Consider the following 20,935-nt stretch of genomic DNA (forward strand, 5'->3'; position numbering starts at 1 on the left):
CCGTGGCGCTCTCAGCTTCTCGAAGGGTCGACCCACCGCGGCCGGGCCTGCGGCGTGTTATTCATGTGGAGAACGGAATGTTCCAGGCGTGACACAGCGCATTATGCAAGATGAAGTTGCCTTTCACGTACACGCCAGAATCGTCTCGACGGTGATAGAACTGCAGGTAACTGCCACCTGGTATGAATACCTCATTGCCGATTGCGCCCGCGAAGAATAGGAGCCGCAGGAGTCTGTCTGCGACCTCGGGTCGATCGTCGCCCGCTTCTCGGAGCTGCGTGACGAACATCTGTCGATCAAAACGCTGCCGCTGCATGCTTCTCAATGAATCCAGCGCGAGTTGTGCTTCAGTGGCACCATACTGATATCCAGCGAACTCATTGCGAATGGCGCCCGGGAAGTACTTGGTCGAGTACTGGAGTACGCCCTCGCGCACCACATCGGCATGTAGTTCGTTGTGTCCCGCTTCGAAGATCCCAGACGCTTCGACAAGCCTGATCTCCTCGAAGAGGCGAAGTAGGTCGCGAGGCGTGTGACGGGTGAAGCTCAACAGATACTGAAGCGGATCCATGAATCGTGGACCCGTGCCGTTGCGCCCGCCGCCAATGCGAATGCGCTTGGGTAGGTAGCTGAGTACGTCTACTGAGTTGACTTCGAGTGCGCGTGCTGCCTTCTCGTTTACGAGACGTACAAGCGGCGCGTTGCGGCCCGCTGCTCCAGACAGAACTCTCCAGTCTAGTTCGACTGCGAAGTCATCTCGCATCTTTTGCGAGTCAGGCAAAACGAGTGACACGCGATTGAAGACGTCGTGCCGGAGGAGCAGGACAATCGTGCCTGTTGCCCCGATGCTGGCGAGACGCTGGTTTATGGAGTAGGCGGCTTGAACCAATGAAGCAAGACTCTCATCGTACTTTTCATCGTTCAAGAAAATTGAGTCGAGACCGTCCAGCATCATGATGTGCCGATTACCCGATCGTGCATTTGCCGCCCAGTCCTCCAGATAGGGAAGCAGGGAGTATATATTTAGCTTGGACTGGGACTCGCGTCGGTAAATCGATCCGACCTTTGGAATGGGAATTTCGATGGTCGTCTTGGATATGTCGAGGATCGCGCGCCCCGTAATATCACCAATCAAGCCATAGCGTTTAAGTAGCTTGGTGACGCGATCGACTTCGCTCCGATTCGGGATCTCGCAACTCTGATCCTTGAGCAATAGCGCTAGATAGTTGCAGAGGAGGATGAACTTCCAGGTGGAAACGGTGCGGTCAGTACCGGCAGGTTGACCAGTTTCGAGCCTCGGTATGTCTGCCAGGGGCAAGTCGGCTGCCTCGAGAACAGTGCAAAGGTAGTTGTTTTCGTGTTGTGATGCTTGAAGGAACCAAGCCAGGGCAGACTTTCCCGTCCCTTTCGGGCCCAGGACGAGAGTCTTGTTTCCACTGATGACATCTTCAGTGATCCTGTTCAGATCGACAAAACTCCGAATGAAGTCATCCCTATCGCCAGCTATTTCGTTTTTTGAGTCACTCTTGCCGAAATATAGGTCCTTGAACTGCGGTCGCGTCATTGTTCTCCCAGTAGCAAAGGTCCGGTTGATCGAGGACGCTACCCGACGGGCGTTCGTTTGGTAGTAGGGCAAGCACCACAGTTCTACTCGACCCGGCCAGCGACGTCTCTCCGGTTCTGCAGAGTTGCGAAATCGATACATAGTTGTGCCCCCTCCTGGGGTATCCTGAAGGGACGACGGGCTGGTCACCAGGACGTTGTTCGCCGGATGCCCCGCCTCGCGGGGCTTTCGTGCTTAGGGGCGCCAGACCCAGACGTGGACGACTGCCGGCTCGATCGCGGCCCACAAGCGCTCCGCGGACCGGCGGGCGCGTGCGTCTCCTTCGGGGTGTCCGTCCAACCGGTGGTACAGGTAGGCGACCAGGTCTGCCGCCTGGATGCCAGGAGTGCCGCGCGACGCTCGGAAGTTCAGGGGCAGCTCGATTCCTGTGAGCATCGACGAGGCATAGCCTGGCGTTCCGCTGTCGCGGAATCGGCGAACGAGTGTGTGCAGGGCGGTCTGGTCGGGCAGTTCATCTGCGATGACGGTCAGCCATGTGCCTCGCTCAACAGCGTGGTCGCTGAGTTCTTCGAGGATGTGCTGCAGGACGACCTCGTGCGGTCGGCGGGGGTAGCGGTACCGCGCGTGCAGCCGTGCCACGTCCAGTCCCCGGACGAAGACTTCGACGGGAACCTCGACGAGCAGTTCGAGCGCTCGCCGGTAGATGGTCGCGACCGCTCGATGGCGACCACGGAGAGGTGACCATGCGCCTTTGCCCGCGGTCATCTCGTGTGCGTGCAGTTCGACGTCACGGGGGAGACCGAACGCCTCGGCAATGCCCGCCGCGCGCACGATCACCTCTCGGAGTCGGTCCTCGTGCTCCGCATCGATGACCACGGCAGCGATGTAGTAGTAGTCACGCGTGTAGGACTCATCGAGGTACGCGATCAGCATGCGCTGTCTGTCTGTCGATCAGGACAGTCAGCGAGATAGCCGGCTGCCCGTCTGTGCGTCTTTCCGTCTGTCATGACGGATTGCGGTTGAGGCGGTCGCGAATCGCCTCGTCGAGGAAGTCGACGATGCTGATGTCGTGGATCGCGAGGTAGCGGTCGAGGTCGTCCCGGAGGGAGATCTCGATCTTCGATGAGAACGGTTCCATCCGGCGGCGACCGCGTGGTCGGCCCGGTCCCGGCCGACGGGATGCGAGGTCATCGGACGGGCCCACGCCGCCTGAGCGACCTGCCGGCGAGGTCAGTGCGGTGAGGTCGTCGACCGCCGGCGCTTTCCTGAGCGCGGGATGACGGTCGGCCGCGCTCATGTTGCCACTCCGTGCAGCACCTCAGTGAGTTCAGCGAATCGCTCGGTCAGCACCAGTGCACCGGGAGTCGTCAACGAGCTGAGCGGCCGACGGCGGCTCTCCGCATCCTGCATCGCCGTGCGTTCCGGCAGGAACGGGCGGAGCAGGACTCCGCCGTAAGTGGCCTCGAGCTCCTCCAGGCGGTATCGGTGCTCTGAGGTCAGTCGGGGTGTGACTCGGTTGACGACGATGCCGGCGAATCGCAGGGAGGGGTTCAGGTGGGGTAGTGCCCGAACCTTCGCCACCGTCTCGAGGTACTGTCCGACGCCGGTGAGGCCGAAGGCGGTGGGGTCGGTGACGACGATGGTGCTGTCCGACCAGAGCAGCGCATTGAGCGTGAGTCGTCCGAGCGCTGGCGGCGTGTCGATCAGGATGTCGTCGTAGGCGTCGAGCTGCGCGCTTCCCCAGGCGGACGTTTTGAGCCGCAACTCAGGCGTCAGGAGTGACTCCGACTCGATCCGCGCGAGATCCGGGGACCCGGCGATGAGGTCGACGTTCTTCCAATCGGTCGGTGCCGCTGCTGCGCCGAGTGTTCCTGCGTCGCCCGCGTAGAGGACATCGAAGGCGGTGTACTCACCGTGTCTCCCGAGGACGGTTGTCGCATCGGACTGCGGGTCGAGGTCGACGACGAGGACTTTTCGCCCCGCTTGGGCGAGGGCGTCTGCTCGACCGAGGACGACCGTTGTCTTGCCGACACCGCCCTTGCGGGAGCCGATGGCTTCTTTGTGAGGCATGTGTTGACGTCCATTCGTATGGTTTGTCGGAAGGGCGGATGGAGTGATGGGCGGCCGTCCTTCAATACGTCATGACGTATTGACCGGTTGAGCTGCCGCGCTCGAGGCGGCGAACGCGTCAGCCTGCGCCGAGTTGTGTTTGCCGGACGTGGATCAAGCCGTCGAGGGCGGCGTCGTCTGAGTCGTATCTGCCTGCCGGGAGCGCGAGGAGTGCGCCGCTGCAGAACGTCAGTACGAGGAACGCGAGGTATCGAGGCCGGTCAGGGCGATGCGGATTCTCGCGCACGGGCTCCTCGTGGACGTGTTCGTGGATTCGCTCGACGTGGTCCAGATTGATCCACTGCCACTCGGCCGCTCTCTCGGATGGCAGCCCGGTGTCGTCGAAGGTGGTGAGCATCATGCGGGTGAAGCGAGTCATTCGGTGTCCTGTCCGTCGTTGCTTCGAACGTAGGGACGGCGACACCGGCCGCGGGGTGGCAGGTGTCGGACTGTGGATAACTTCTGCGCTGAGACCCATGTGGATCGCGTCAGCTCATCGCCGGACCGTTTCGACCCCTGCTGGCGCGGCGAGCGAGTTGCTCGGCTTCCCGGCGCTTCTCCGCTTCGACGGCCAGCTGGAGTGCGCGTGCGCGGGTCATTCCAACTGGGGTGACCTTCCCACGCTTGTAGGGTCCGGTCGTCGGCGCGGGGCGCATTGCGGGATCGATCCGTGAACGAGACTCGAAGATCTTCTTCCGCTCCTCGGCCGTCGGCCGGCCTGGTTCGGGATGGAGGAGCCTCCACAGTTGTTCGCCACCACGTCGCTCCTGGTAGAGCGCCTCAAGCCGGCCAGGGCTTGCCCGACTCAACGCGGAGAAGAAGCTCTTGGCACGCTGCTCCGCGAGTCGCTGTTCCGCCCCCGTTGTCTCGTGGAGGCGGGGCGGCGGGAGCAATACCCGCGTCGGCAGCGGCACGTAGTTCCGCTTGGCGTCCTCGCGGTAGAGGCCGAGCAACGACTGGGTGCGCTGTTTCGCGAGGGCCTTCTCCCTCCCGTACCCGAGCCCGCGCGCTTCGCGGATGTGCTCGCGAGCGATCCAGTCGCGCGACTCCCAGAGCACGAAGCTGAGCTTGACGTCATAAGCGCCCTCATTCAGCAGTGCTTGCAGACGCTCGGGGCTCGCCGTCTTCAGCCCCTTGAAGAACGCCTTCGCCTCGGCCTGGTAGTCGAGGGTCTTGGGAGCCGCGACGAGCATCAGGGCACCGGTCCGTCTCGGTCGGCGCCGGCGATGCGCGCGCGGAGCTCAGGTCCTTCCGTCATGGTCCTGCTCACCGCTTCCAGGTGCCCGTTCGCGCAGCCCTCGGGCTTGTAATGGCGAAGGCGGGAGCGGAAGTACTCGAATCGCTCGTGCCAACCGAGGGGACCGTGCCCGCCGCTGTCGGCTTCTTCGAACGACACCTCCCAGCTGCTGAAGAGCGCGGAGAGTTCCTCCACAATGCCGTCGTGGAGATACCAGCAGTCCGGGATGAGCCGGGCCGGGATCGTGTACCGAGTGCAGAGCCAGGAGACCCATTCTGTGAGCAGCCGCCAGACCTCTGGCTCGCGTTCGTCCGGCAAGGACCGCCAGTTGATGACGCCGAAGTACTCGGGCTCGGGCAGTGCCGGCCAGGTGTCGAATCCATCGCCGACCTCGTCCGCGTCATCCAGCGCGAACGGAGCCCGGAACTCACGCTCCGCGGCCTGACGCCATCCACCAGTCTCAGCCATGCGTCTTCCGCCGGGCTTCGGACTGCTCGTTGAAGACCTGCCGCTGGGCAGCCTCCGTCGCTCGCTTGCCCGCGACGATCTCGCGAGCGTCGCGTCGTGTGGTCCATCCCTCGACGTCGAGGAGGACACCCCGTCGATTGCGGTAGCTCAGCAGACCCATGCCTTCAGGGAGTCGGCGGAGTTCATCGACCGTCAGCACCGGCTCGAGCTGTCGCTGCTCGGAGCGGGTCGTCCCCGTCTCGCTGCGGCTGACGGATCCACGGTTCACCTGCCGTTGGCCGAGCATGCTCGACACGTCCTGCAGATGCTTGATGTTGGACGACCCGCCAAGCATGAGCTTGGCGATGGCGGAGTTCCAGATCGTGTCCGCCTCGCTCTCCGACCAGGCGGACTTCGCCTGCGACAGCGACTGGAGCACGACCATCGTCGAGATCCCGATACCGCCACCATCCGAGAGGATCGTCGGCAGCTGCGGCCAGGCGAACATGTTCGCGATCTCGTCGAGGATCAGCCCGAGTGGAGGATCGAGTCGGTTTCCGGGCGAGGCCAGCGCCTTCCGACGAGCGGACTCGACGATGTCGTCCAGTACCGCGCCGAGAAACCCGCCGACCGCCCCCGCGCCGGTTCCAGTGCCGATGAGGTAGATCGTGTTCGAGCCGGCGAGAAACTCGTCGACGTCGAGCGCCTCGTCGGATCCCGGATTCATCGACTCGAAGACGGACGGGATAGCGAGCGGACGCAGTGCCTCGGCGACGCCGAACCACTTCGATCCCAGCAGCTTCGCATCACCCTCGATCACATCCGCGAGACCCATGGCCCACCCCGGCGCGCCAGAGTCAGCGAGCACATCAACAGCACGCCCCGCCAACACCGGGCTCATGCCCCAGTCACGGAGCGCTGTCGTGCCACCGCCGCTGAGCGCTGCCGCATGCAGCAGGGCAGCGAGGAGCGTACCCGAGGCGCCGGCCCACTCTTGGTTGGTGGAGGAGCGTCCGAGTGCACTGCCGGCGATGATCGTCCGGGCTCGTTGCTCGGCGACAAGCGGGTCAGCGCATCCGGTCACCGGTGAGATCCGGAGGGCGGAGCGGACGCCTGAGAGCTGCTGCGGGTCGAAGACCGTGACGGTTCCCCGTTGTGCGCGGTGTGCCATCGTCGCGGCGAGGTTGTCGTTGCGGGTGGAGGTCGTGACCAGCGGGCCGTTCCAATCGAGGATCGCCGAGATGATGACTCGCCAGCCCTTGCCGGACCGGGGCGGACCATCGAGGAGGAGAGAGTCTTCGATCGAGACGTAGACGTCGAGGCCACGCGAGGTGCCGATCCGCCAGCCGACATCATCGGCGGTGGGATCCGCGAGCGTCGGACGAAGGGTTCCCGCCCGGCGTCGGAGTGCTCGCTCGGAGACTTGCCGCCGCACCTCGCTGCGTCCCGCCAACCCACTGCGCCGCAGGAGCTGTGACCGGAACCAGCGGTCAGATTCACGGAACGACAACCATCCGGCAAGGCACAGCGCGGCGACGATCGTGAGCAGGACCACCACACCGATGACCGTCCAACGGGCACCATCCGTGGAGACGATGCAGCCCCCACCCGGTGTTGCGGGAACCGAACCGCTGGCGACCAGCAGCCCAGCCGCGGCGAACGGACCGAGTCCAGCCGGCATCTCTCCGCAGGTCAGCAGCACGAAGACCATCACCACGGCGCCGGCGATGCCGATTACGGTCGCCGCGATGGCGATGATGCCCAGGAGAACGAGCACGAGTCGGTCGGTCATCGGGGTCCCGCTCCGGGGCCGTCGGTGCGGAATACGGCTAGTTCGCCAGGCGTGCAGTCGTTGCGGACCTTGGCTACCCGCTCCGGCCCGATCTGCCAGAAGCCTTCGCCGCGGCGGAGTTTGCGGACGAGCTCGGTCTGCGTCCGGTTCCATCCGAGGACTTGCGAACTGCGCTCGAGTTCTCCCGTGTGCTGCGCGTAGTTGACGCGCGTGTCGCAGTCCGCCAAGAGCCCGAGGGCTTGAGCGTGCAAGGCGGACCCGCGATCGCCAAGTGCGTCGAAGTCGTTGATGCGGTGGATGAGGTAGCAGTTCGACCGCCTCTTGTGACGAGCGGTCTTCTCGTCGCTCACTCGTCCGACGAGGTTGCCGCCGCCCGCGACCTCGTTGAGCAGCGCGACGGCTGCCTCCTCGTGCACGATCAGCCGCGCCTGGCCAGGACCGGCTGGGGTGCCCCGCTCGATCCAGTCGGTCGTCGCCAGGCGGAGAAGCGCTTTCGTCTCCGCACTCGCGCGCAGGAGCTCTGAGGTGTCGACCGTCAGCATCGGTGTGTTCGCGTCGAAAGCCACTGTCGACGGGCGATCCATGAGGTCGGCGAGATCGCCGACCGTGACGCGACGAAGGGTGTGGGCGAGCATCTGGCCGCCCGCACCGATTTCCTCGGCGATGTGGGACTCGGGATGACGCAGCGCTTCCCACACCATCGGCACCAGCGCGGTCGAGTTCGACCGATGCACCTGCTCAAGCGCGAGATCGATAGCCGTGTGCTCGATCTCGCTGAGCTCCGTCGTGTTCCGGAGAATTGCGACCATGGCGCGGACCTTGGCCCGCTGGAACTGCAGGACTTCCTGCGTCCAATCGGCATCGCTCACGTCAGTGCGGCGGGATCCCGGATCGAGTGGGTTGATCCGCGCGGCCTGACCAGGACCCAGGCGCATCGTCACACCTCCGACGTAGGCGGCGACGCGCGTCCACTCGCCGTTCGGATCGTGCGGCACCGCGACCTTCCGGCCTAGCCGACACAGGCGAGTGCTGAGTGCCTTCGCGAGCACGGACTTGCCGCTGCCCTTCACCCCGAAGACCGCGATCGAGTGCGAGCGAACGACACCCGCGGCGTAGGCCTCCCACGGGTCGAAGCAGAACGTGGACCGAGAGAGCAGGTTCGGGCCGATGTATGCGCCGGCCATCGGTTCGCCGCTCTCGGCAAGGAAGGGCAGCGCGGCTCCGAGGGTGCGTGAGGAGGCGCGGTGGACCGGCGCGACGACGCCTGGCCGCGCGCGGAGGTTGTGCGGTGCTTTCCAGCCGCCGGCAGGCATCGAACTCGCCGGAAGCGCGTCCTCGGCGATTGTGTCGCGCCATGCGCTCAGACTCGACACGGTTCCGGATCGAAGCCGGCTCATCGCTTGCCCACCGGAGTCGGGAGTGCGGTCGACATGAACGCCGCGGCCTGTTGGAAGTACATCGCAGCGAGCGTGACCCGGGCCGGCTGCGCTGCCTGCAGGATGGAGGCCGATGCGCGGGTGAGGCCGTCGACGTCGGCGGCCGAGACGGTTACGAACCCGCGGAACTCCATGTCGGTGAACCCGTCGACGATGTCATCCTCGCGTTCGCCGAGATCCTCGTATTCGCGATCCTGCTCACGGGTGGTGATCATCCCGCGTCGCTGACGCAAGCCTCGTGCGACCTCGAGGTCGACCTTCGCTCGCCCCACCTGACTCAGAGCCTTGTGGATCGGTACCGGCCGCACGCTGAGGGTGAGCACCCGCGTCGCTTCGCCTGAATAGAGCAACTTGTCCAGGAACCCCACGCTGATTTCGGAGCGAGGCCACTCGGCGATCCAGTACGTGCGGTGGACCGAACCATCGATCTGCACGTGGTCCCAGTGCTCCTCGATGCCCATCACCGGAGCGAGTCGGTTCGGGCCGTCATTCCGCGACTCTGCTGCAAAGCTCGTCGGGTTCATGGCGAGTGCGAGCATCTCGTCGATCGCTTCGATGTCGAGCCAGTTCCGGAGCTCGACGCCGATGGCTTCGAGCGAGTCACGCATCTGCTCGACAAGGTCGGTCACGATGGCAGCGATGCCGACGAGGCCACCGCCAGAGTGCTTGACCGCCGACCGGAGCGAGCGCAGGTCGCAGGTGACGGTCACCGTGTTGGTGAACTGCATCGATCGATCAGCACCCGCGGTGATCAGCGTGTCGTACTCCGCTCGGACCGCTGGGCTCACGGTCGACGGATCGGTCCGATCGCGTTCCGCTGCGTAGCGCGCGAGTTCGTCGGCGGGTTTGGCGTCGACGCGGATGCGTGCCGTCGCATCGACCAGTCCCGGGACCGCCTCGAGCCCGCTCATCCATCCGACGAAGCCGTCGTAGGCCGCCTGCTGGACGCCTTCATCGAGCAGCGGCCACGCGGAACTCAGAACGTTGACCGAGAACGAGACGACCGATCGTTTCGGGTCCAGGATGAAGCCGCCCCGACCCGGGACTTGGACGAAGCGCAGCGATCCGTGCGCGCCGGGGAGACGATGGCGATGGAACTCGCGCGGGCTTTCCGTCCCGCGCCGCTTCATTCCGATCTTCATGGGTTCGTCCTTTCGTGAGTCCCACACGTCCCGCCTGAACCTCGTCTGGAGGCGATGACGTCGAGCGGCGTACGTGAGCACGCGCCAGATGAGCGCGAGACCGGACTCGCGATGCCAGGTCCAGCTGCCGACGGCGATCGAAATCGCGGCGGGCCAGATCCCGATGCGCCAGTAGCCGTCCCAATCGATCAGGAGCCACATGACGGAGGCCGCGGCCGTGGCACAGATAACGGTGAGCTGAGGCCAGCTCAGACCGAGGAAGGCACCGCGTCGCTCGCGCTGTGCAAAGCGGACGCGGGGGAGGGTCGGCGAGTTGGTCATTTCGCGAGAATCCGTCCGAGGAGGCGCATGGCGTTCTGGGCCTTGTTCGAGACATGTGGCCGGGGCTGCAGGGAGTTGCGGACCTCATCACCGGCGAACGACACCAGGCGGACCGCCCACAGAGGAGCGAAGGCTGCTGCGAAGACCACTCCAGCCGCGACGATCACGACGCCGAGGTCGGTGGAGTCCGTGACCAGTTGGATCGAGAGGACGAGGATCGCCGCGGCCAATGGTTCGGCGATGATGAGGCCGATCGTCAGGTTCGCCCACCTCGTCGCCCAGACGGCGAACTTCGGTTGACCGATCATCATGAGGCCGATCGGTGCCGTCGCGGCGAGGGCGACGAGTGAGAAGGAGCGGATCGACATCGAGGCGTAGAGAAAGAGCGCGGCCAGCGCCATGATGGCGAGGATGAGGAAGACCACCGTGTACTGGCCGATGACCACGTTCGGGGCGAGCTTGGCGGTGGTCATGGCCCGGGCGATCGCGCCATCGTCGGTCGGGACGGGCACGTCAGCGACTACGCGGTATCCGAACATGCGCAGTAGCGCGTTACCGAGGCTCTGGTCCTGGACGGTTGCGACGAGTGCATCGGTCGTCTCGCCGCCGTAGGTCACGAACTGTCTCATCACGTACACAGCGGCGACGCTGGACGGCACCGCGACGACCAGGCCGACGGCGACCTGCGCGATCCGCCGGCCGTCTCGCATGATCGCCGCCGGCGCGAGCTGGAAGCAGGCCACGATCGAGATGACGAGTCCCATCGTCGCGACCCAGAACCAGAACTGGCCGTCGGCGATGGTCCAGCTGGACTCGCCGGGACGGCTGCCGATGAAGGCGTTTGCGAGCATGTCGGTCATGAAGTCGCCCAGGCCGATGATGCCGCCGCCGATGAAGCGTGCCGCAGACTCCTGCGCCAGACAGGGGATGTCGGCGGGCCCGCAGCCGAACTGGGGCACGCCGAAGTCGTCAGTCCGGAAGCCGCTCATACGATCTGCAGCCCGATGCCGAAGTTGATGAGTGCGGTGGTGCCAGCCGCGATTGCGGCAGCGGCGACTGAGCAGAGAACCCCCGCGATCCCGACAGACTTCAGTGCGCCGTTCTTGATGAGCCAACCGAGCGCGATGCAGGCGGCAGCGAGAAGCACCCCGATGCCACAGAGGATGAGGACGACGAAGAGGATGTTGCCCGCAAGGTCCTGAATCGCCTTCGATCCAGGACCAGCCTTCGGCGTGATGTCGGGGATCGTCTTCAAAGCCAAGCCACCGAGGCCCGTGGTCCAGATGGACGTGATGATGCGTTCGCCCACAGTGTTCACTCCGCGTGGATCGGGACAGAGAGTGTCAGTGGGTCGCGCTGGGAAGGCACATCGACGACGAGGTCCAGTGCGGATACACCGAAGGGCACGTAGTAGGCGAGTGCGAAGCTCGTGCTCAGGTGGTTCGGCAGGGACCAGTCACGACCGCGCCCCTGCGCGCCGGCCGATCCCCACGGGACGCCTGCGCCGGCGACGAAGTCCGGTCCTTCATTGGTGTCGAGTTCGGCGGTGTCGCCGAGGCCGGCCCAGCTCGTCTCCCGGACGGTGAGGCCGGTGAGGTCGAGTTCGCCGAAAGGAACGAACCCGTCGAGCGAAACCTGAATGACGATCACGAAGCTGCCGGCTGGAAAGCGGTCCGTTCCGCCGGGCTGGCGGAGGAGGCCGGAGTCCTGGTTCGTCACGTAACTGCCGAGTTCGTAGACGGCGACGCCGAGATCTGAGGTAGCCGCGCGGGCGACTGGCTCCTGATCCGGAGCGGCGGTAGAGCGGTCTGTCCCGTCTGTGGATGAGGCTGTGGACTGGGGTGCAGTGTCGGCATCGACACACCCGGTCAGAGTGATGGCTCCTACGGCAAGCAGTCCTACAAGCAGCGGTCGCCGCATCGATCCTCCCGAGAGTTCGCGAGGACGTGCGCGTCCTCGAACGCTCTTGAGGTGATCCAGGCAGACCTGCGGACTTAGTTCCGCCGGGAGTAGGGAGTGAGGTCGAAGGACGTATCGGATGTCGGCTGAACAATGTGCTGCCGCCGAGCGACGTGTCTGATGTAGAGCGTCGTGTTCGCGGCAGCAGCCGCCCACATGATGGCGAGTACCAACGCGCGTGTCGCGGGATCGTGATGTGCGTCGTGCAGCAGGACCGCGGTTCCGAACAGCGAGACGACGACCTGGCTGATGACCCAGCCACCCCAACGGCTGAGGATCACCACCACGAGCACAATCGCCAGGAACGGCAGCGGGAGCAGGAACATCCAGCCGCGCAGTTTCATCGGTTCGCCCAGGTCATGCAGTCGACGCTAGGCGGGGGAGCGGCCCTGCTTCGGGCGAGGACGGGCGTCTGTGGATAACTTCCCGACTACTTGGACGCTGGTCGATTCCGGCCCAGGCCAAGTTCGACGCCGAGATCCCGGTAGCGCTCGGAAACAACCTGCTCGAGGACGACGTACTCGTACCGGTGCCGTTTGCCGTCGGGTTCCTGGATCGGATGTGCCTCGATAACTCCCAGTTCACGCAGCGTTTCCAGGTGGTCCTGCACCGTGACCCGGTTTACCTCGACGAGCTCGGCTATACGTCCGCGCGTGAGGGGGCCCTGCTCCAGCAGTCTCGAGAGGATCGCGAAGTTCACCGGTTCACCGAGGGTCGCGAGCGCACTCCTCGCATCGTCGGAGAGCTTGGGGCGAGCGACGCGAGGCATGGGGTCATTGTGCACGGTCTCGGACTGGTCCATGATTTGCAGATGGTTAAACCAGCTTTAAGAGGATCGAGGGTGTGTGACTGCAAGAGCTGAAGTGATCGGCGTCGTTGATGGGGAGGTCCTCCTCACCGGCCCGGCGGAGCGTCCGATTGTTTCGTTCGTGCTGGCGGACGATCAGCGAGCCATGAGCGACGATGGGCTCATCGTTCGAGCTCGGGTTGCATGGTGTCAGGTCATCTGCCAATCCGCCGACACTGCGGAGGCGGCAGGCGCGCTGAGATCCGGAAGTGAGGTCGCTGTTCGAGGAGAGTTAGACATCCTCCGTGCCACGACGGCGTCGCAGGGTTCTGATGCGGTCCTTGTCTCCCTGATGGCTGACAGCCTTCAGATCCTTGGTCCTGCGGATTGAGGCTTGCGAAACGCTGGCTATCCAACGACTGATGGATTCCGCCATTGATGGGCGAGGGGAGGCGCATTCGCGGTGGTCAATCTCGCATAAGCCTGATGGCGGTATCGGTGCGTCAGGTGCGGCATTTGGTTCCAGCCGGTCGAGCGTCAGCACTGTCGGCCCGGCTACGGCTGTCCCATTCCCGACGGAGTTCAGGCTTTATCGATAATGTCGTCAATGCTCTGAACGTAGCCTCCCCCGCCGGGCAATACGCATACGACGATCGTCGGTTGTGGTCCGAATGCGTTCACATGAAGAAGGAGATTCCCCATGGCACAGAAAGTCATCACCACCCTCGTCGACGATCTCGACGGATCCGAGCTGAAGCATGGCGAGGGCAAGACCATCACGTTCGGCCTGGAAGGATCGACCTATGAGATCGACCTGTCCGAGAAGAATGAGAAGAGCCTGCGCGCCGCGCTTGAGCCTTATGTGAAGGCCTCTCGCACCGTATCGCGATCGAAGACGGCCAGCTCCGCGGGCTCGAGCCGGAGCAACAAGGAAGAGCTCGCGGCTGCGCGCAGCTGGCTGCGCGCCAATGGGCACGACGTCTCCGATCGGGGACGCATCCCCGCTGCACTTCTCGAGAAGTTCCGTGAGGCTGCCAAGTAGTAGGTCGCCTACCCGTCCGCGTTCTGTGGACTACAGCCCCGTATTCGCATAGGCGACGTCGATGTGCACGTGATTGCACGTGTCCTCGAACTCGTCGAAGTGAGTGAATCCGGGGCTGTTTCGACAGTTTGACTGCCCGGTGCGTGATCCGGGCGGTACGACGGAGTCCAGGAGGGCCAACAACTGCAGTGACAGGCCATCACCGCCTGTCACAGAGCTGCCGTTGAGTGCGTAGATGTCGACGGCCATGCCGCCGCCATCGCGGTAGTGCGAGGAGTTCTCGCCGGCGCCTTCAAGCGAGCCGGTGCAGCGTCGGTTGAGGTCAGATACGGCTACCTGCTCGAATGTGTTCAGCGCGATGAGCAGGATCTGCATGATGCGGGAGTCGATGCCGCAGTCGGCGAGCGCGGTTCCGTTCGCGACGTTGCGGAGCTGCTGGAGGTAGTCGCTCCCGACCAGGCGTCCTTCGTCCATCGCACCGACCAGTCGCAGGGCAAGTTCACGGTTGTCGCCGTCGATCGGCAGGTAGTTGCAGGCTGCGCCCACCATCAGTTGTTCGTCTGTGAGCTCTGGTTCGACGACGGAGAGTGCATTTCGGGCCGATGCTTCGGCGGTGGCGATGGTCAAAGCTTCCGCGTGAATGCCGATGGTCGACAGCCACCACCCGGCGGGTTCGTCGATCCAGGCGGGGTCGCTCATGATCCCTGGTCGGTTCGCGCTGGACCCGGTCAGGATGAGCGCGGTGGCAGTGGCGGTGTCCTGCAGCTGCTCTGCTGTTCCCCATCCACCGCGGACGGTGCGCCGGTACACGCCGAGTGGCGTGTCATCGGTGATCGTGTCGGTCGTCGAGGCAGTCATGTTCGACGCTGCGTACGCCGCGGTGAGTGCTGCCAGCTTGGCCTTCGGCTCCGGAGTGATCGCCGCCGCCGCGTCAACGATCGCCGATACGAGGAGCTGTTCGGCGACCACGAGCGGGCCGGTCGGCTGTTCCGCCGGCACCGACCCGGGCGCCGCGCAGTGCGCTTGCCGCAGAGCGCTCCCTGTTGGGACGAACATCGTGATGGCAATCGCGGGTAGCGCTGCAGCCGCGACGAGCCCGCCCAGCATCAGCGCGAGCGCCCCGCCCAAGATCTTCTTCGGCCCGATCGCCAGGACGACCTTGACCGCGAGCATCGGCGCCGCCATCAGATGGACTCTCCATCCAGGATGCGTGCGGCGAGTGTCAGCAGCTTGCGTACGTGAGCGATCCGGCTGTGGACCCGGTGCTTGCTCAGGCCGGTGATCCGAGCGACGGCGGCAGCGTCGCGCATCATGGCCGGCTGGAAGAGAGCGATCGCGCGCAGGCCGTCGGTCTCGGGGATGCACTCGATCGCGGACTGGCGAGTGTTCGGGTACCCACGGTCGGCGAGGCGGAGCGCGGTGTTGGCGGTCCAGGCAGCGGCGGCGATGTTCTCCCGCGCGGTGCGGATCGTGCGGGGTGAGACGCCGATGCGTTCCGCGACGTCGGCGCGGGCCTCGTCGGTGAGCATCAGTTCGATGGCGATCGTCCAGTCCCGTTCTGACACCGTCTCCCGCACCCACGCGATACGCCGGCGCTGCTCGAATCGGTGCACCAGAAGGTCCAACGGGTCGCCACCTGCTGCCGACCGGTCCGTATCGAACTCCGCGGTGAACCGTTCGCACTGGATTGCAGCTTCGCGCCGCGTCGCGAGCACGATCTTGGCTGCGATGCCTTGGGCATAGTGACCGAAGGATCCCCGGGTCGGGTCGAAACTCTCCGCTCGTCGCCAGGCGACGACTCGGATCTCCTGCATTGCTGCGTCGATCTCGCCGTGGAGAGCGTGCTGGTTGAGTACGCGAGTCACGTAGCCACGTGTGGACTCAATGGCGGCGAGGAAGACATCCAGCCCGATGCGGTCGATTGCATCGGACGATGCTGTGAGCAGCGATGTATCGACTGCAGCTGCTGAAGTGGGCGCCGCGGGTGCAAGGTCAGGCTGATTCACGGTCACGGTCCTTTCTCCAGTCCGGACGCTCTTCGCCGCAGGTGCCACACACCTCTCGGAAGGTTCCGACGAACCGATGGCCGTCGGCGCTGCATTCAGCGACGGTCGGCGGTCTGGTGCCAATGCGTCTGGGGCCCGGCGGGACGAGATCTCCGTCATCTGAGTCACCAGCATTCGCGGGCCAGCGACGCGGTTCTCTGGCGATGGATCGGCCGACGTAGGCGACCGGATCGCCGACCCGACGGGTTGAGCCGTGGATCGCATCGACGCTCGCCGCCAGAACGTCGACCGCGGACACGTCCACCGATGGCGCGTGCTTCGCCAGCCACCGCTCGACGGCGACGAGGCTGAGCCGAGGATGCAGCGCCTGCGCCGCCAGCTCCAAGCCGGGAGATATCGAAGAAGATTGGTGTTCTGGGGATTGATGTTCTTTAAGTGGCGGGAGAACCGTCGATGGTTCGGCCTGTGAGGAAGACCCGACGTGGTCGGCAGCGGAGACGGCTCCCGACGCTGTGCCGCGCAGGGATGGAGAGTCGGATTCGTCCCAGACGTCGAAGAGCGGGGGAGGGAAACCCGCCAAGGTGTCGGCAGCGCCACTCTCGGTTCCGGATTCCGGCTGCGGGGGATCGAGGAGAATCAGCAGCACCCGGCGATGGCCAGCGATTGATTGTCCGGCGGCATCGACAGTCCCCGCTGGATGGCGGTGCTCCTCGACGCGGAGAAAACCAGCGGCCTCGAGCTTGCGTCGGGCTGCCCTGAAAGCGTCCTTCCCCAGGCCGAGATCCCGCTGGGCCCGGGACTGCGTGATCCGGTACGTGCGTCGATGGGTGACGAGGTAGAGCATCAGGGAGAACGCGTTCCCGACGATGCGTGGATCACGCGCCCACCAGTTCCGGAACTGGGCGAACTCGCTCTCGAAGTCGAACTCCGGCCGGATGAACTCTGCCTCGGTGATCGAGTACTCTCGAGGACCCATCGGCCCCTTCTCTGCGGGCTCAGACACTGGTGGGGCCGTTGGCCGCTGCTGCAGATGATGGCAGGAGTTCAGAGCCTCTTAGCCCAAGGGCGGCGCCGATCCGGTCGAGTTCGGCCACGGTGAAGTCGAGCTGACCGGCGAGCTTCAGTCGGAGCTGTTCTGGCGGCATCCCGACTGCGTTCGCAAGTTGAGTATCCGTCTGGCCATGGTTGAGCAACGCGTGTTGGACGCGTTGAGCGATCTGCTGGGAGAGGGGGATGGTGTCCATTTGGTCACCATAGGAATCATTCGGTCGGCTTGTCAAATATCAGATTTGTGTGAACGAGTGTTTGTTTGCTACGGTGGCCGGATGGACACCGCCCTCGACTTCAACGACGCGGTAGCCGCTGAACTCCGCCGTCAACGTGCGGCACGAGGACTCACAATCGACGAAGTCGCGCGGCGTGCCGGGATGGTGCGCACCACAGTGCTCCGCTACCTCAACGGCAAACGTGCTATTCCTATCGGCGCGCTCTATGGCTTGTCAGGAGCTCTGTCAGTGGAAGCTCATCGGGTGGTCGCGGCAGCGGAAGCCTCATGCGCTGCGATGTCTTCGCCGGATGGCATACCTGTCGTCGGTGCTACCGACTCAGCGGAGCCCTCGCTGCGACCCGGGCACATAGTTCGAATGCGGTCGCAGGGAAGGTCGAGCACTCATGATTATGCGCGAATCGCACCTATGCTGACCGCACGAAACCCCGCGGGTTTCGGGGCTGGGAGGGGAGACCTGCCTGACCATCTGGGCATAGAGTCAGCCCCCGCCCGGGCGGCTGTCTCCGGCGAAACGCGGCGACGCGCAGGATCCCACCGCGGTGCGCCGAGTGCGGCTCAGAATTTGATCGCCTGAGTAGCTACACCTCCAGTCCGGGCGGCAGTGCGTCGACTTCGACTTATGGCGTGAGTCATTGATCGCGTGTGGGGTCCCTTCCTTGCGTGACGTTGGGCGGAACACTCTCCTGGGTTCTCGTCTCGCTCCGACGCAGGCGCATGATCGATAGTCACAGCAACGGCAACGGAAGTACGCCTCTACATGGGGTGCGGCCAACGCGGCAGGACGAGGGGACTGCCCGATTCCGGGTCCTGGATGACACGCGCGTCGAGTCCGAACACTTCGGACACAAGCGACTCGGTGATGACCTTGGCCGGGGTTCCGGTGTCGACGACCTCACCGTCTTTCATCGCGATGATGTGGTCGGCGTAGCGTGCGGCTTGGTTGAGATCGTGAAGGACGGCGACGAGCGTATGGCCTTGCACCCGGTTGAGTGTGCGGCACAGCTCGAGCAGTTCGATCTGGTGGCTGACATCGAGATAGGTGGTTGGCTCGTCGAGCAGCAGGATCGGTGTCTGCTGGGCCAGTGCGACCGCCATCCACACTCGCTGGCGCTGCCCGCCTGAAAGCTCGTCGACGAGGCGGCCGGAAAGCCTCCGGACTCCGGTGGAGTCCATCGCTGAGGCGACGGCGGTCTCGTCGTCGGGCGACCAGGGTGAGAACAGACGCTGATGTGGGTAGCGTCCCCGCGTCACCAGATCGACGACGCGGATGCCGTCGGGCGCGACGGGACCCTGTGGGAGCAGGCCCACCTCGCGCGCCACTTGTTTGGTCGGCATCTTGTGCAGGCTGCGCCCGTCGAGCAGCACGCTACCGCGCGTCGGCGGTAAGAGTCGGGTGAGGCTCTTGAGGAGAGTGGACTTGCCGCAGGCGTTGGGCCCGACGATTACGGTGAATGCTCCGTCGGGGATATCCACCGATACGTCTTCGCAGACCAGCTTGTCGGAGTAGCCGAGCGCGGCGCCGTCGACGATCAGTCGGGTCATCTCTTCTTTCCCTCTCGCAGGAGTAGCCATAGGAAGTACAGTCCGCCGATCGACACCGTGACGATGCCGACGGGCAGGGGCGAATCGGGGTGGATGCGTTGGGCGACGACATCCGCGAGCAACAGCAGCAACGCTCCTACTGCGGCCGTGGGCCCTAGTGCGAGTCCGTCGGAGCGCACGAGGCGCCGGGCGATCTGCGGTGCCGCCAGTGCGATGAACGAGATCGGGCCGACCGTCGCCGTCGCGAGTGCGGTGAGGCCGATGCCGACGACGATCGCCGACACCTGCACCGCGCGCACATTCTGTCCCAGCGCCGTGGCGAACGGCGTCCCGATTTGCAGGAGTCGTCGCTTCGAGACCTATGGAATCGTCACCCGAACCTCGCACCCGGAAATCCCTCCCCGAGTGGAGTACGAGCTCACCGAACTGGGCCAGGGCCTACGGCCCGTCCTTGACGCCATGAACGCCTGGGCACTGACCGTTCCAGCCGCGGCAGACGAAGAAGATGCTGTCGCGCTCCCGGCATCGTGCACTGGTGTGGTTTACCAGCCGACCACGCACTCCTGACGCAGGGCGTAGCCGTCAGCTGGAAACGATTGTTTCGGAGCACTCGCCTGTTGGTCCGGTGCGGTTGGCGAGGTCCCACACACGTCGGGTGCTCAGAACTTGTTGTCGAAACCCGACTTGCGAGGTTCAGCTGACCGGTGTTCGTTCCCGAACCAGCCGTGGGACGAGCCGCACGAACACGACCATGCCGACCAGCTCGACGAGCGTCTGCGTAACGACCACCACGGGCGCGAGCGCCAGTGACGGGGGGGGGCAGCGCGAGCGCGAGCGGCAGGACCACGAGACTGTTCCGGGTGGCACCGCTGAACACCAGGGCACGGGTCGCCGGGACGTCGAGGCGGAACAGGCGCCCGGCACCCGTGCCGATGAACGCCATGACGACGAGGAACGCCGCATACAGCGGCACGAGCACGAGCACGAGCAACTGCAGGGCCGCGGTACTCACCGCACCCGCCTGCGAGGCTACGACGGTGAACAGCGTGGCGACCATCAGCGGCACCATCAGCGCCAGCATGGTGCGTTCGATCCCGCGCCCGATCCGGTGCCGCTTGGCAAGCCACTGCGTCGCCGCGGCCGCCGTCAGTGGCAGCACGATGAGCAGCAGGAACGCGCGCACGAACGGGCCGAGCTCGACGGCCGCGACACCGCTGGGACCGATGAACAGCAGCAGGTAGACGGGTAGCAAGAGGATCTGCGCGAGCATCAGCAGCGGAGCAGCCGCGAGCAGGCGCTCCGCGGCTCCTCCGGCGAGGCCGGCGAACACGATCACGTAGTCGATGCACGGCGTCAGCAGCACCAGGAGCACCCCGAACAGCAGCGCCGGTTGATCCGCGACGAACCGCGACAGCCCGTAGGCAACGAGCGGCACGATGACGAAGTTCACGACCCCGACCGCGCTGAGGAATCGGACGTCGCGGAGCGAGCGGCCGATCGCGGCGAACGGCACGCCGAGGAACGTCGCGAACAGCAGCAGCGCGAGGACCGGCTCGATCGCCACTTCCAGATGATGCGCGCCAGGCAGCAGCAGGCCGAGGACGCCGCCAGCAGCGATCGCCGCGAGGTAGAGCACGATCTGGTGACGTTCCAGCCACGGGACGATCGCCGTCACGAGGGACCGAGAGTTGAGGGGCACGAGGCTCAACCGTAAACGTTCGAGCCACTGGAAGGTCAAGCCGGGTTCCCAGCCGTAGGATCGGCGCATGCGCATCTCGGAGGTCAGCAAACGCACCGGCGTCGCACCGACCGCACTGCGCTATTACGAGAGCATCGGGCTCATCGCCCCCGGCCGCACCCGCAACGGTTACCGCGACTATGACACCGCCGTGCTCGGGCGGCTCGACCTGATCGAAGCGAGCAAAGAACTCGGCCTGCCACTCGCTGACATCGGTCGGCATCTCCGGTCGCTGGAGGACGACTCCTGCACCGACGTTCGCGACCAGCTCCGCCCGCTCCTGGCGGAACGGGTGCGCCAGATCGACGAGAAACGCGCCCGCCTCGACGAGCTGCGCGCCCGCCTCGACCAGGCCGACATGGGACTCGCGAACTGTCCAGATCGAGCCGAACACTGCTCAACCGAATGCGTGTTTCACCCGGCCGAGCGATCAGCCTCGACCCACGCTTCCGGTGTGCCCCAGGAGCTCGATTGACTTGAGCATGCGTGCAACCTGCCTTGGAGTGTCACGGTGTTCGTGTCGTG

The 20,935-nt window shown here is 64.9% G+C and carries 25 protein-coding genes and 1 pseudogene; 4 read left to right on the top strand and 22 right to left on the bottom strand.

Annotated elements, in window-relative coordinates; genetic code table 11:
* Positions 1 to 61: 61 nt before the first annotated feature.
* The 15 genes from ACZZZB_RS15660 to ACZZZB_RS15730 form a co-directional block, all read right to left on the bottom strand.
* Positions 62 to 1,564, bottom strand: a complete 1,503-nt coding sequence (locus ACZZZB_RS15660) for a P-loop ATPase, Sll1717 family (protein WP_463530171.1) — start codon at positions 1,562 to 1,564, stop codon at positions 62 to 64.
* Positions 1,565 to 1,798: 234 nt separating this feature from the next.
* Positions 1,799 to 2,497 carry a DUF3800 domain-containing protein gene (locus ACZZZB_RS15665; protein WP_463530172.1) on the bottom strand — a complete coding sequence of 233 codons (699 nt, stop codon included), beginning with the start codon at positions 2,495 to 2,497 and terminating at the stop codon, positions 1,799 to 1,801.
* A 70-nt stretch (positions 2,498 to 2,567) separates the two neighbouring features.
* Entirely contained in the window at positions 2,568 to 2,861 is a 294-nt protein-coding gene (locus ACZZZB_RS15670) for a hypothetical protein (protein ID WP_463530173.1), read from the bottom strand.
* Positions 2,858 to 3,634, bottom strand: a complete 777-nt coding sequence (locus ACZZZB_RS15675; RefSeq protein WP_463530174.1) for a ParA family protein — start codon at positions 3,632 to 3,634, stop codon at positions 2,858 to 2,860. The genes ACZZZB_RS15670 and ACZZZB_RS15675 overlap by 4 nt, the downstream gene beginning before the upstream one ends.
* Positions 3,635 to 3,752: 118 nt before the next feature.
* Positions 3,753 to 4,034, bottom strand: a complete 282-nt coding sequence (locus ACZZZB_RS15680; RefSeq protein WP_463530175.1) for a hypothetical protein — start codon at positions 4,032 to 4,034, stop codon at positions 3,753 to 3,755.
* A gap of 127 nt (positions 4,035 to 4,161) precedes the next feature.
* Positions 4,162 to 4,866 (bottom strand): hypothetical protein, encoded by a 705-nt coding sequence (locus tag ACZZZB_RS15685; RefSeq protein WP_463530176.1) that lies wholly within the window; start codon positions 4,864 to 4,866, stop codon positions 4,162 to 4,164.
* Positions 4,866 to 5,378, bottom strand: a complete 513-nt coding sequence (locus tag ACZZZB_RS15690; protein ID WP_463530177.1) for a hypothetical protein — start codon at positions 5,376 to 5,378, stop codon at positions 4,866 to 4,868. The genes ACZZZB_RS15685 and ACZZZB_RS15690 overlap by 1 nt, the downstream gene beginning before the upstream one ends.
* A complete protein-coding gene (locus tag ACZZZB_RS15695; RefSeq protein WP_463530178.1) occupies positions 5,371 to 7,149 on the bottom strand; it encodes a type IV secretory system conjugative DNA transfer family protein in 1,779 nt (592 codons plus the stop codon). Before ACZZZB_RS15695 ends, ACZZZB_RS15690 begins: the two co-directional genes overlap by 8 nt.
* Positions 7,146 to 8,522, bottom strand: a complete 1,377-nt coding sequence (locus tag ACZZZB_RS15700; protein ID WP_463530179.1) for a hypothetical protein — start codon at positions 8,520 to 8,522, stop codon at positions 7,146 to 7,148. Before ACZZZB_RS15700 ends, ACZZZB_RS15695 begins: the two co-directional genes overlap by 4 nt.
* A gap of 20 nt (positions 8,523 to 8,542) precedes the next feature.
* Positions 8,543 to 10,048, bottom strand: coding sequence for an SCO6880 family protein (locus ACZZZB_RS15705; RefSeq protein WP_463530180.1), 1,506 nt, complete (start codon positions 10,046 to 10,048; stop codon positions 8,543 to 8,545).
* Positions 10,045 to 11,037, bottom strand: coding sequence for a hypothetical protein (locus tag ACZZZB_RS15710; protein ID WP_463530181.1), 993 nt, complete (start codon positions 11,035 to 11,037; stop codon positions 10,045 to 10,047). The genes ACZZZB_RS15705 and ACZZZB_RS15710 overlap by 4 nt, the downstream gene beginning before the upstream one ends.
* Positions 11,034 to 11,357, bottom strand: a complete 324-nt coding sequence (locus tag ACZZZB_RS15715; protein ID WP_463530182.1) for a hypothetical protein — start codon at positions 11,355 to 11,357, stop codon at positions 11,034 to 11,036. Before ACZZZB_RS15715 ends, ACZZZB_RS15710 begins: the two co-directional genes overlap by 4 nt.
* 5 nt (positions 11,358 to 11,362) lie before the next feature.
* Positions 11,363 to 11,767: a hypothetical protein gene (locus ACZZZB_RS15720; RefSeq protein ID WP_463530183.1), complete on the bottom strand. Its 405-nt coding sequence runs from the start codon at positions 11,765 to 11,767 to the stop codon at positions 11,363 to 11,365.
* Positions 11,768 to 12,042: 275 nt separating this feature from the next.
* Positions 12,043 to 12,351, bottom strand: coding sequence for a hypothetical protein (locus ACZZZB_RS15725; RefSeq protein WP_463530184.1), 309 nt, complete (start codon positions 12,349 to 12,351; stop codon positions 12,043 to 12,045).
* 86 nt (positions 12,352 to 12,437) lie between these two features.
* Positions 12,438 to 12,776, bottom strand: coding sequence for a helix-turn-helix domain-containing protein (locus tag ACZZZB_RS15730; protein ID WP_463530185.1), 339 nt, complete (start codon positions 12,774 to 12,776; stop codon positions 12,438 to 12,440).
* Positions 12,777 to 13,494: 718 nt separating this feature from the next.
* Here ACZZZB_RS15730 and ACZZZB_RS15735 point away from each other — a divergent pair.
* Complete coding sequence (locus ACZZZB_RS15735) at positions 13,495 to 13,836, top strand: histone-like nucleoid-structuring protein Lsr2 (protein WP_463530186.1); 342 nt, start codon at positions 13,495 to 13,497, stop codon at positions 13,834 to 13,836.
* Between the two features lie 30 nt (positions 13,837 to 13,866).
* Here the strand turns inward: ACZZZB_RS15735 and ACZZZB_RS15740 are convergent, their stop codons facing one another.
* Genes ACZZZB_RS15740 through ACZZZB_RS15755 form a run of 4 tightly spaced genes read right to left on the bottom strand, consistent with a single transcriptional unit; the run spans position 13,867 to position 17,086 of the window.
* Positions 13,867 to 15,021, bottom strand: a complete 1,155-nt coding sequence (locus ACZZZB_RS15740) for a hypothetical protein (RefSeq protein WP_463530187.1) — start codon at positions 15,019 to 15,021, stop codon at positions 13,867 to 13,869.
* Positions 15,021 to 15,848, bottom strand: a complete 828-nt coding sequence (locus ACZZZB_RS15745; protein ID WP_463530188.1) for an RNA polymerase sigma factor — start codon at positions 15,846 to 15,848, stop codon at positions 15,021 to 15,023. The genes ACZZZB_RS15740 and ACZZZB_RS15745 overlap by 1 nt, the downstream gene beginning before the upstream one ends.
* A complete protein-coding gene (locus tag ACZZZB_RS15750) occupies positions 15,829 to 16,818 on the bottom strand; it encodes a hypothetical protein (protein ID WP_463530189.1) in 990 nt (329 codons plus the stop codon). Before ACZZZB_RS15750 ends, ACZZZB_RS15745 begins: the two co-directional genes overlap by 20 nt.
* A gap of 19 nt (positions 16,819 to 16,837) precedes the next feature.
* Positions 16,838 to 17,086 carry a hypothetical protein gene (locus tag ACZZZB_RS15755; RefSeq protein ID WP_463530190.1) on the bottom strand — a complete coding sequence of 83 codons (249 nt, stop codon included), beginning with the start codon at positions 17,084 to 17,086 and terminating at the stop codon, positions 16,838 to 16,840.
* Positions 17,087 to 17,167: 81 nt separating this feature from the next.
* Here ACZZZB_RS15755 and ACZZZB_RS15760 point away from each other — a divergent pair, with 81 nt between their 5' ends.
* On the top strand, positions 17,168 to 17,704 hold the full coding sequence (locus ACZZZB_RS15760) for a helix-turn-helix domain-containing protein (protein ID WP_463530191.1): 537 nt from the start codon (positions 17,168 to 17,170) through the stop codon (positions 17,702 to 17,704).
* A 179-nt stretch (positions 17,705 to 17,883) separates the two neighbouring features.
* Here the strand turns inward: ACZZZB_RS15760 and ACZZZB_RS15765 are convergent, their stop codons facing one another.
* Complete coding sequence (locus tag ACZZZB_RS15765; RefSeq protein ID WP_463530192.1) at positions 17,884 to 18,672, bottom strand: ABC transporter ATP-binding protein; 789 nt, start codon at positions 18,670 to 18,672, stop codon at positions 17,884 to 17,886.
* Positions 18,669 to 18,971: an iron chelate uptake ABC transporter family permease subunit gene (locus ACZZZB_RS15770; protein ID WP_463530193.1), complete on the bottom strand. Its 303-nt coding sequence runs from the start codon at positions 18,969 to 18,971 to the stop codon at positions 18,669 to 18,671. Before ACZZZB_RS15770 ends, ACZZZB_RS15765 begins: the two co-directional genes overlap by 4 nt.
* On the opposite strand from ACZZZB_RS15770, the gene ACZZZB_RS15775 reads away from it, so the two are divergent.
* Positions 18,934 to 19,239 carry a winged helix-turn-helix transcriptional regulator gene (locus ACZZZB_RS15775; protein WP_463530194.1) on the top strand — a complete coding sequence of 102 codons (306 nt, stop codon included), beginning with the start codon at positions 18,934 to 18,936 and terminating at the stop codon, positions 19,237 to 19,239. The two genes, ACZZZB_RS15770 and ACZZZB_RS15775, sit on opposite strands and share 38 nt — an antisense overlap.
* Before the next feature lie 126 nt (positions 19,240 to 19,365).
* On the opposite strand, the pseudogene ACZZZB_RS15780 reads toward ACZZZB_RS15775, so the two are convergent.
* Positions 19,366 to 20,347: pseudogene (locus ACZZZB_RS15780) on the bottom strand (arsenic resistance protein).
* A gap of 91 nt (positions 20,348 to 20,438) precedes the next feature.
* On the opposite strand from ACZZZB_RS15780, the gene ACZZZB_RS15785 reads away from it, so the two are divergent.
* Positions 20,439 to 20,885: a MerR family transcriptional regulator gene (locus tag ACZZZB_RS15785; RefSeq protein ID WP_463530195.1), complete on the top strand. Its 447-nt coding sequence runs from the start codon at positions 20,439 to 20,441 to the stop codon at positions 20,883 to 20,885.
* Positions 20,886 to 20,935 lie beyond the last annotated feature (50 nt).

It is taken from the genome of Plantibacter sp. AC185, from assembly GCF_979258065.1.

What these genes read in the sequence shown, in the direction of transcription:
- ACZZZB_RS15705 (WP_463530180.1), bottom strand. Translation starts at nt 10,048, where the DNA reads ATGACCAACTCGCCGACCCTCCCCCGCGTCCGCTTTGCACAGCGCGAG.
- ACZZZB_RS15750 (WP_463530189.1), bottom strand. Translation starts at nt 16,818, where the DNA reads ATGGGTCCTCGAGAGTACTCGATCACCGAGGCAGAGTTCATCCGGCCG.
- ACZZZB_RS15765 (WP_463530192.1), bottom strand. Translation starts at nt 18,672, where the DNA reads ATGACCCGACTGATCGTCGACGGCGCCGCGCTCGGCTACTCCGACAAG.
- ACZZZB_RS15760 (WP_463530191.1), top strand. Translation starts at nt 17,168, where the DNA reads ATGGACACCGCCCTCGACTTCAACGACGCGGTAGCCGCTGAACTCCGC.
- ACZZZB_RS15725 (WP_463530184.1), bottom strand. Translation starts at nt 12,351, where the DNA reads ATGAAACTGCGCGGCTGGATGTTCCTGCTCCCGCTGCCGTTCCTGGCG.
- ACZZZB_RS15675 (WP_463530174.1), bottom strand. Translation starts at nt 3,634, where the DNA reads ATGCCTCACAAAGAAGCCATCGGCTCCCGCAAGGGCGGTGTCGGCAAG.
- ACZZZB_RS15775 (WP_463530194.1), top strand. Translation starts at nt 18,934, where the DNA reads ATGCCGACGACGATCGCCGACACCTGCACCGCGCGCACATTCTGTCCC.
- ACZZZB_RS15695 (WP_463530178.1), bottom strand. Translation starts at nt 7,149, where the DNA reads ATGACCGACCGACTCGTGCTCGTTCTCCTGGGCATCATCGCCATCGCG.
- ACZZZB_RS15690 (WP_463530177.1), bottom strand. Translation starts at nt 5,378, where the DNA reads ATGGCTGAGACTGGTGGATGGCGTCAGGCCGCGGAGCGTGAGTTCCGG.
- ACZZZB_RS15710 (WP_463530181.1), bottom strand. Translation starts at nt 11,037, where the DNA reads ATGAGCGGCTTCCGGACTGACGACTTCGGCGTGCCCCAGTTCGGCTGC.
- ACZZZB_RS15735 (WP_463530186.1), top strand. Translation starts at nt 13,495, where the DNA reads ATGGCACAGAAAGTCATCACCACCCTCGTCGACGATCTCGACGGATCC.
- ACZZZB_RS15740 (WP_463530187.1), bottom strand. Translation starts at nt 15,021, where the DNA reads ATGGCGGCGCCGATGCTCGCGGTCAAGGTCGTCCTGGCGATCGGGCCG.
- ACZZZB_RS15665 (WP_463530172.1), bottom strand. Translation starts at nt 2,497, where the DNA reads ATGCTGATCGCGTACCTCGATGAGTCCTACACGCGTGACTACTACTAC.
- ACZZZB_RS15670 (WP_463530173.1), bottom strand. Translation starts at nt 2,861, where the DNA reads ATGAGCGCGGCCGACCGTCATCCCGCGCTCAGGAAAGCGCCGGCGGTC.
- ACZZZB_RS15685 (WP_463530176.1), bottom strand. Translation starts at nt 4,866, where the DNA reads ATGCTCGTCGCGGCTCCCAAGACCCTCGACTACCAGGCCGAGGCGAAG.
- ACZZZB_RS15755 (WP_463530190.1), bottom strand. Translation starts at nt 17,086, where the DNA reads ATGGACACCATCCCCCTCTCCCAGCAGATCGCTCAACGCGTCCAACAC.
- ACZZZB_RS15730 (WP_463530185.1), bottom strand. Translation starts at nt 12,776, where the DNA reads ATGCCTCGCGTCGCTCGCCCCAAGCTCTCCGACGATGCGAGGAGTGCG.
- ACZZZB_RS15680 (WP_463530175.1), bottom strand. Translation starts at nt 4,034, where the DNA reads ATGATGCTCACCACCTTCGACGACACCGGGCTGCCATCCGAGAGAGCG.
- ACZZZB_RS15785 (WP_463530195.1), top strand. Translation starts at nt 20,439, where the DNA reads ATGCGCATCTCGGAGGTCAGCAAACGCACCGGCGTCGCACCGACCGCA.
- ACZZZB_RS15660 (WP_463530171.1), bottom strand. Translation starts at nt 1,564, where the DNA reads ATGACGCGACCGCAGTTCAAGGACCTATATTTCGGCAAGAGTGACTCA.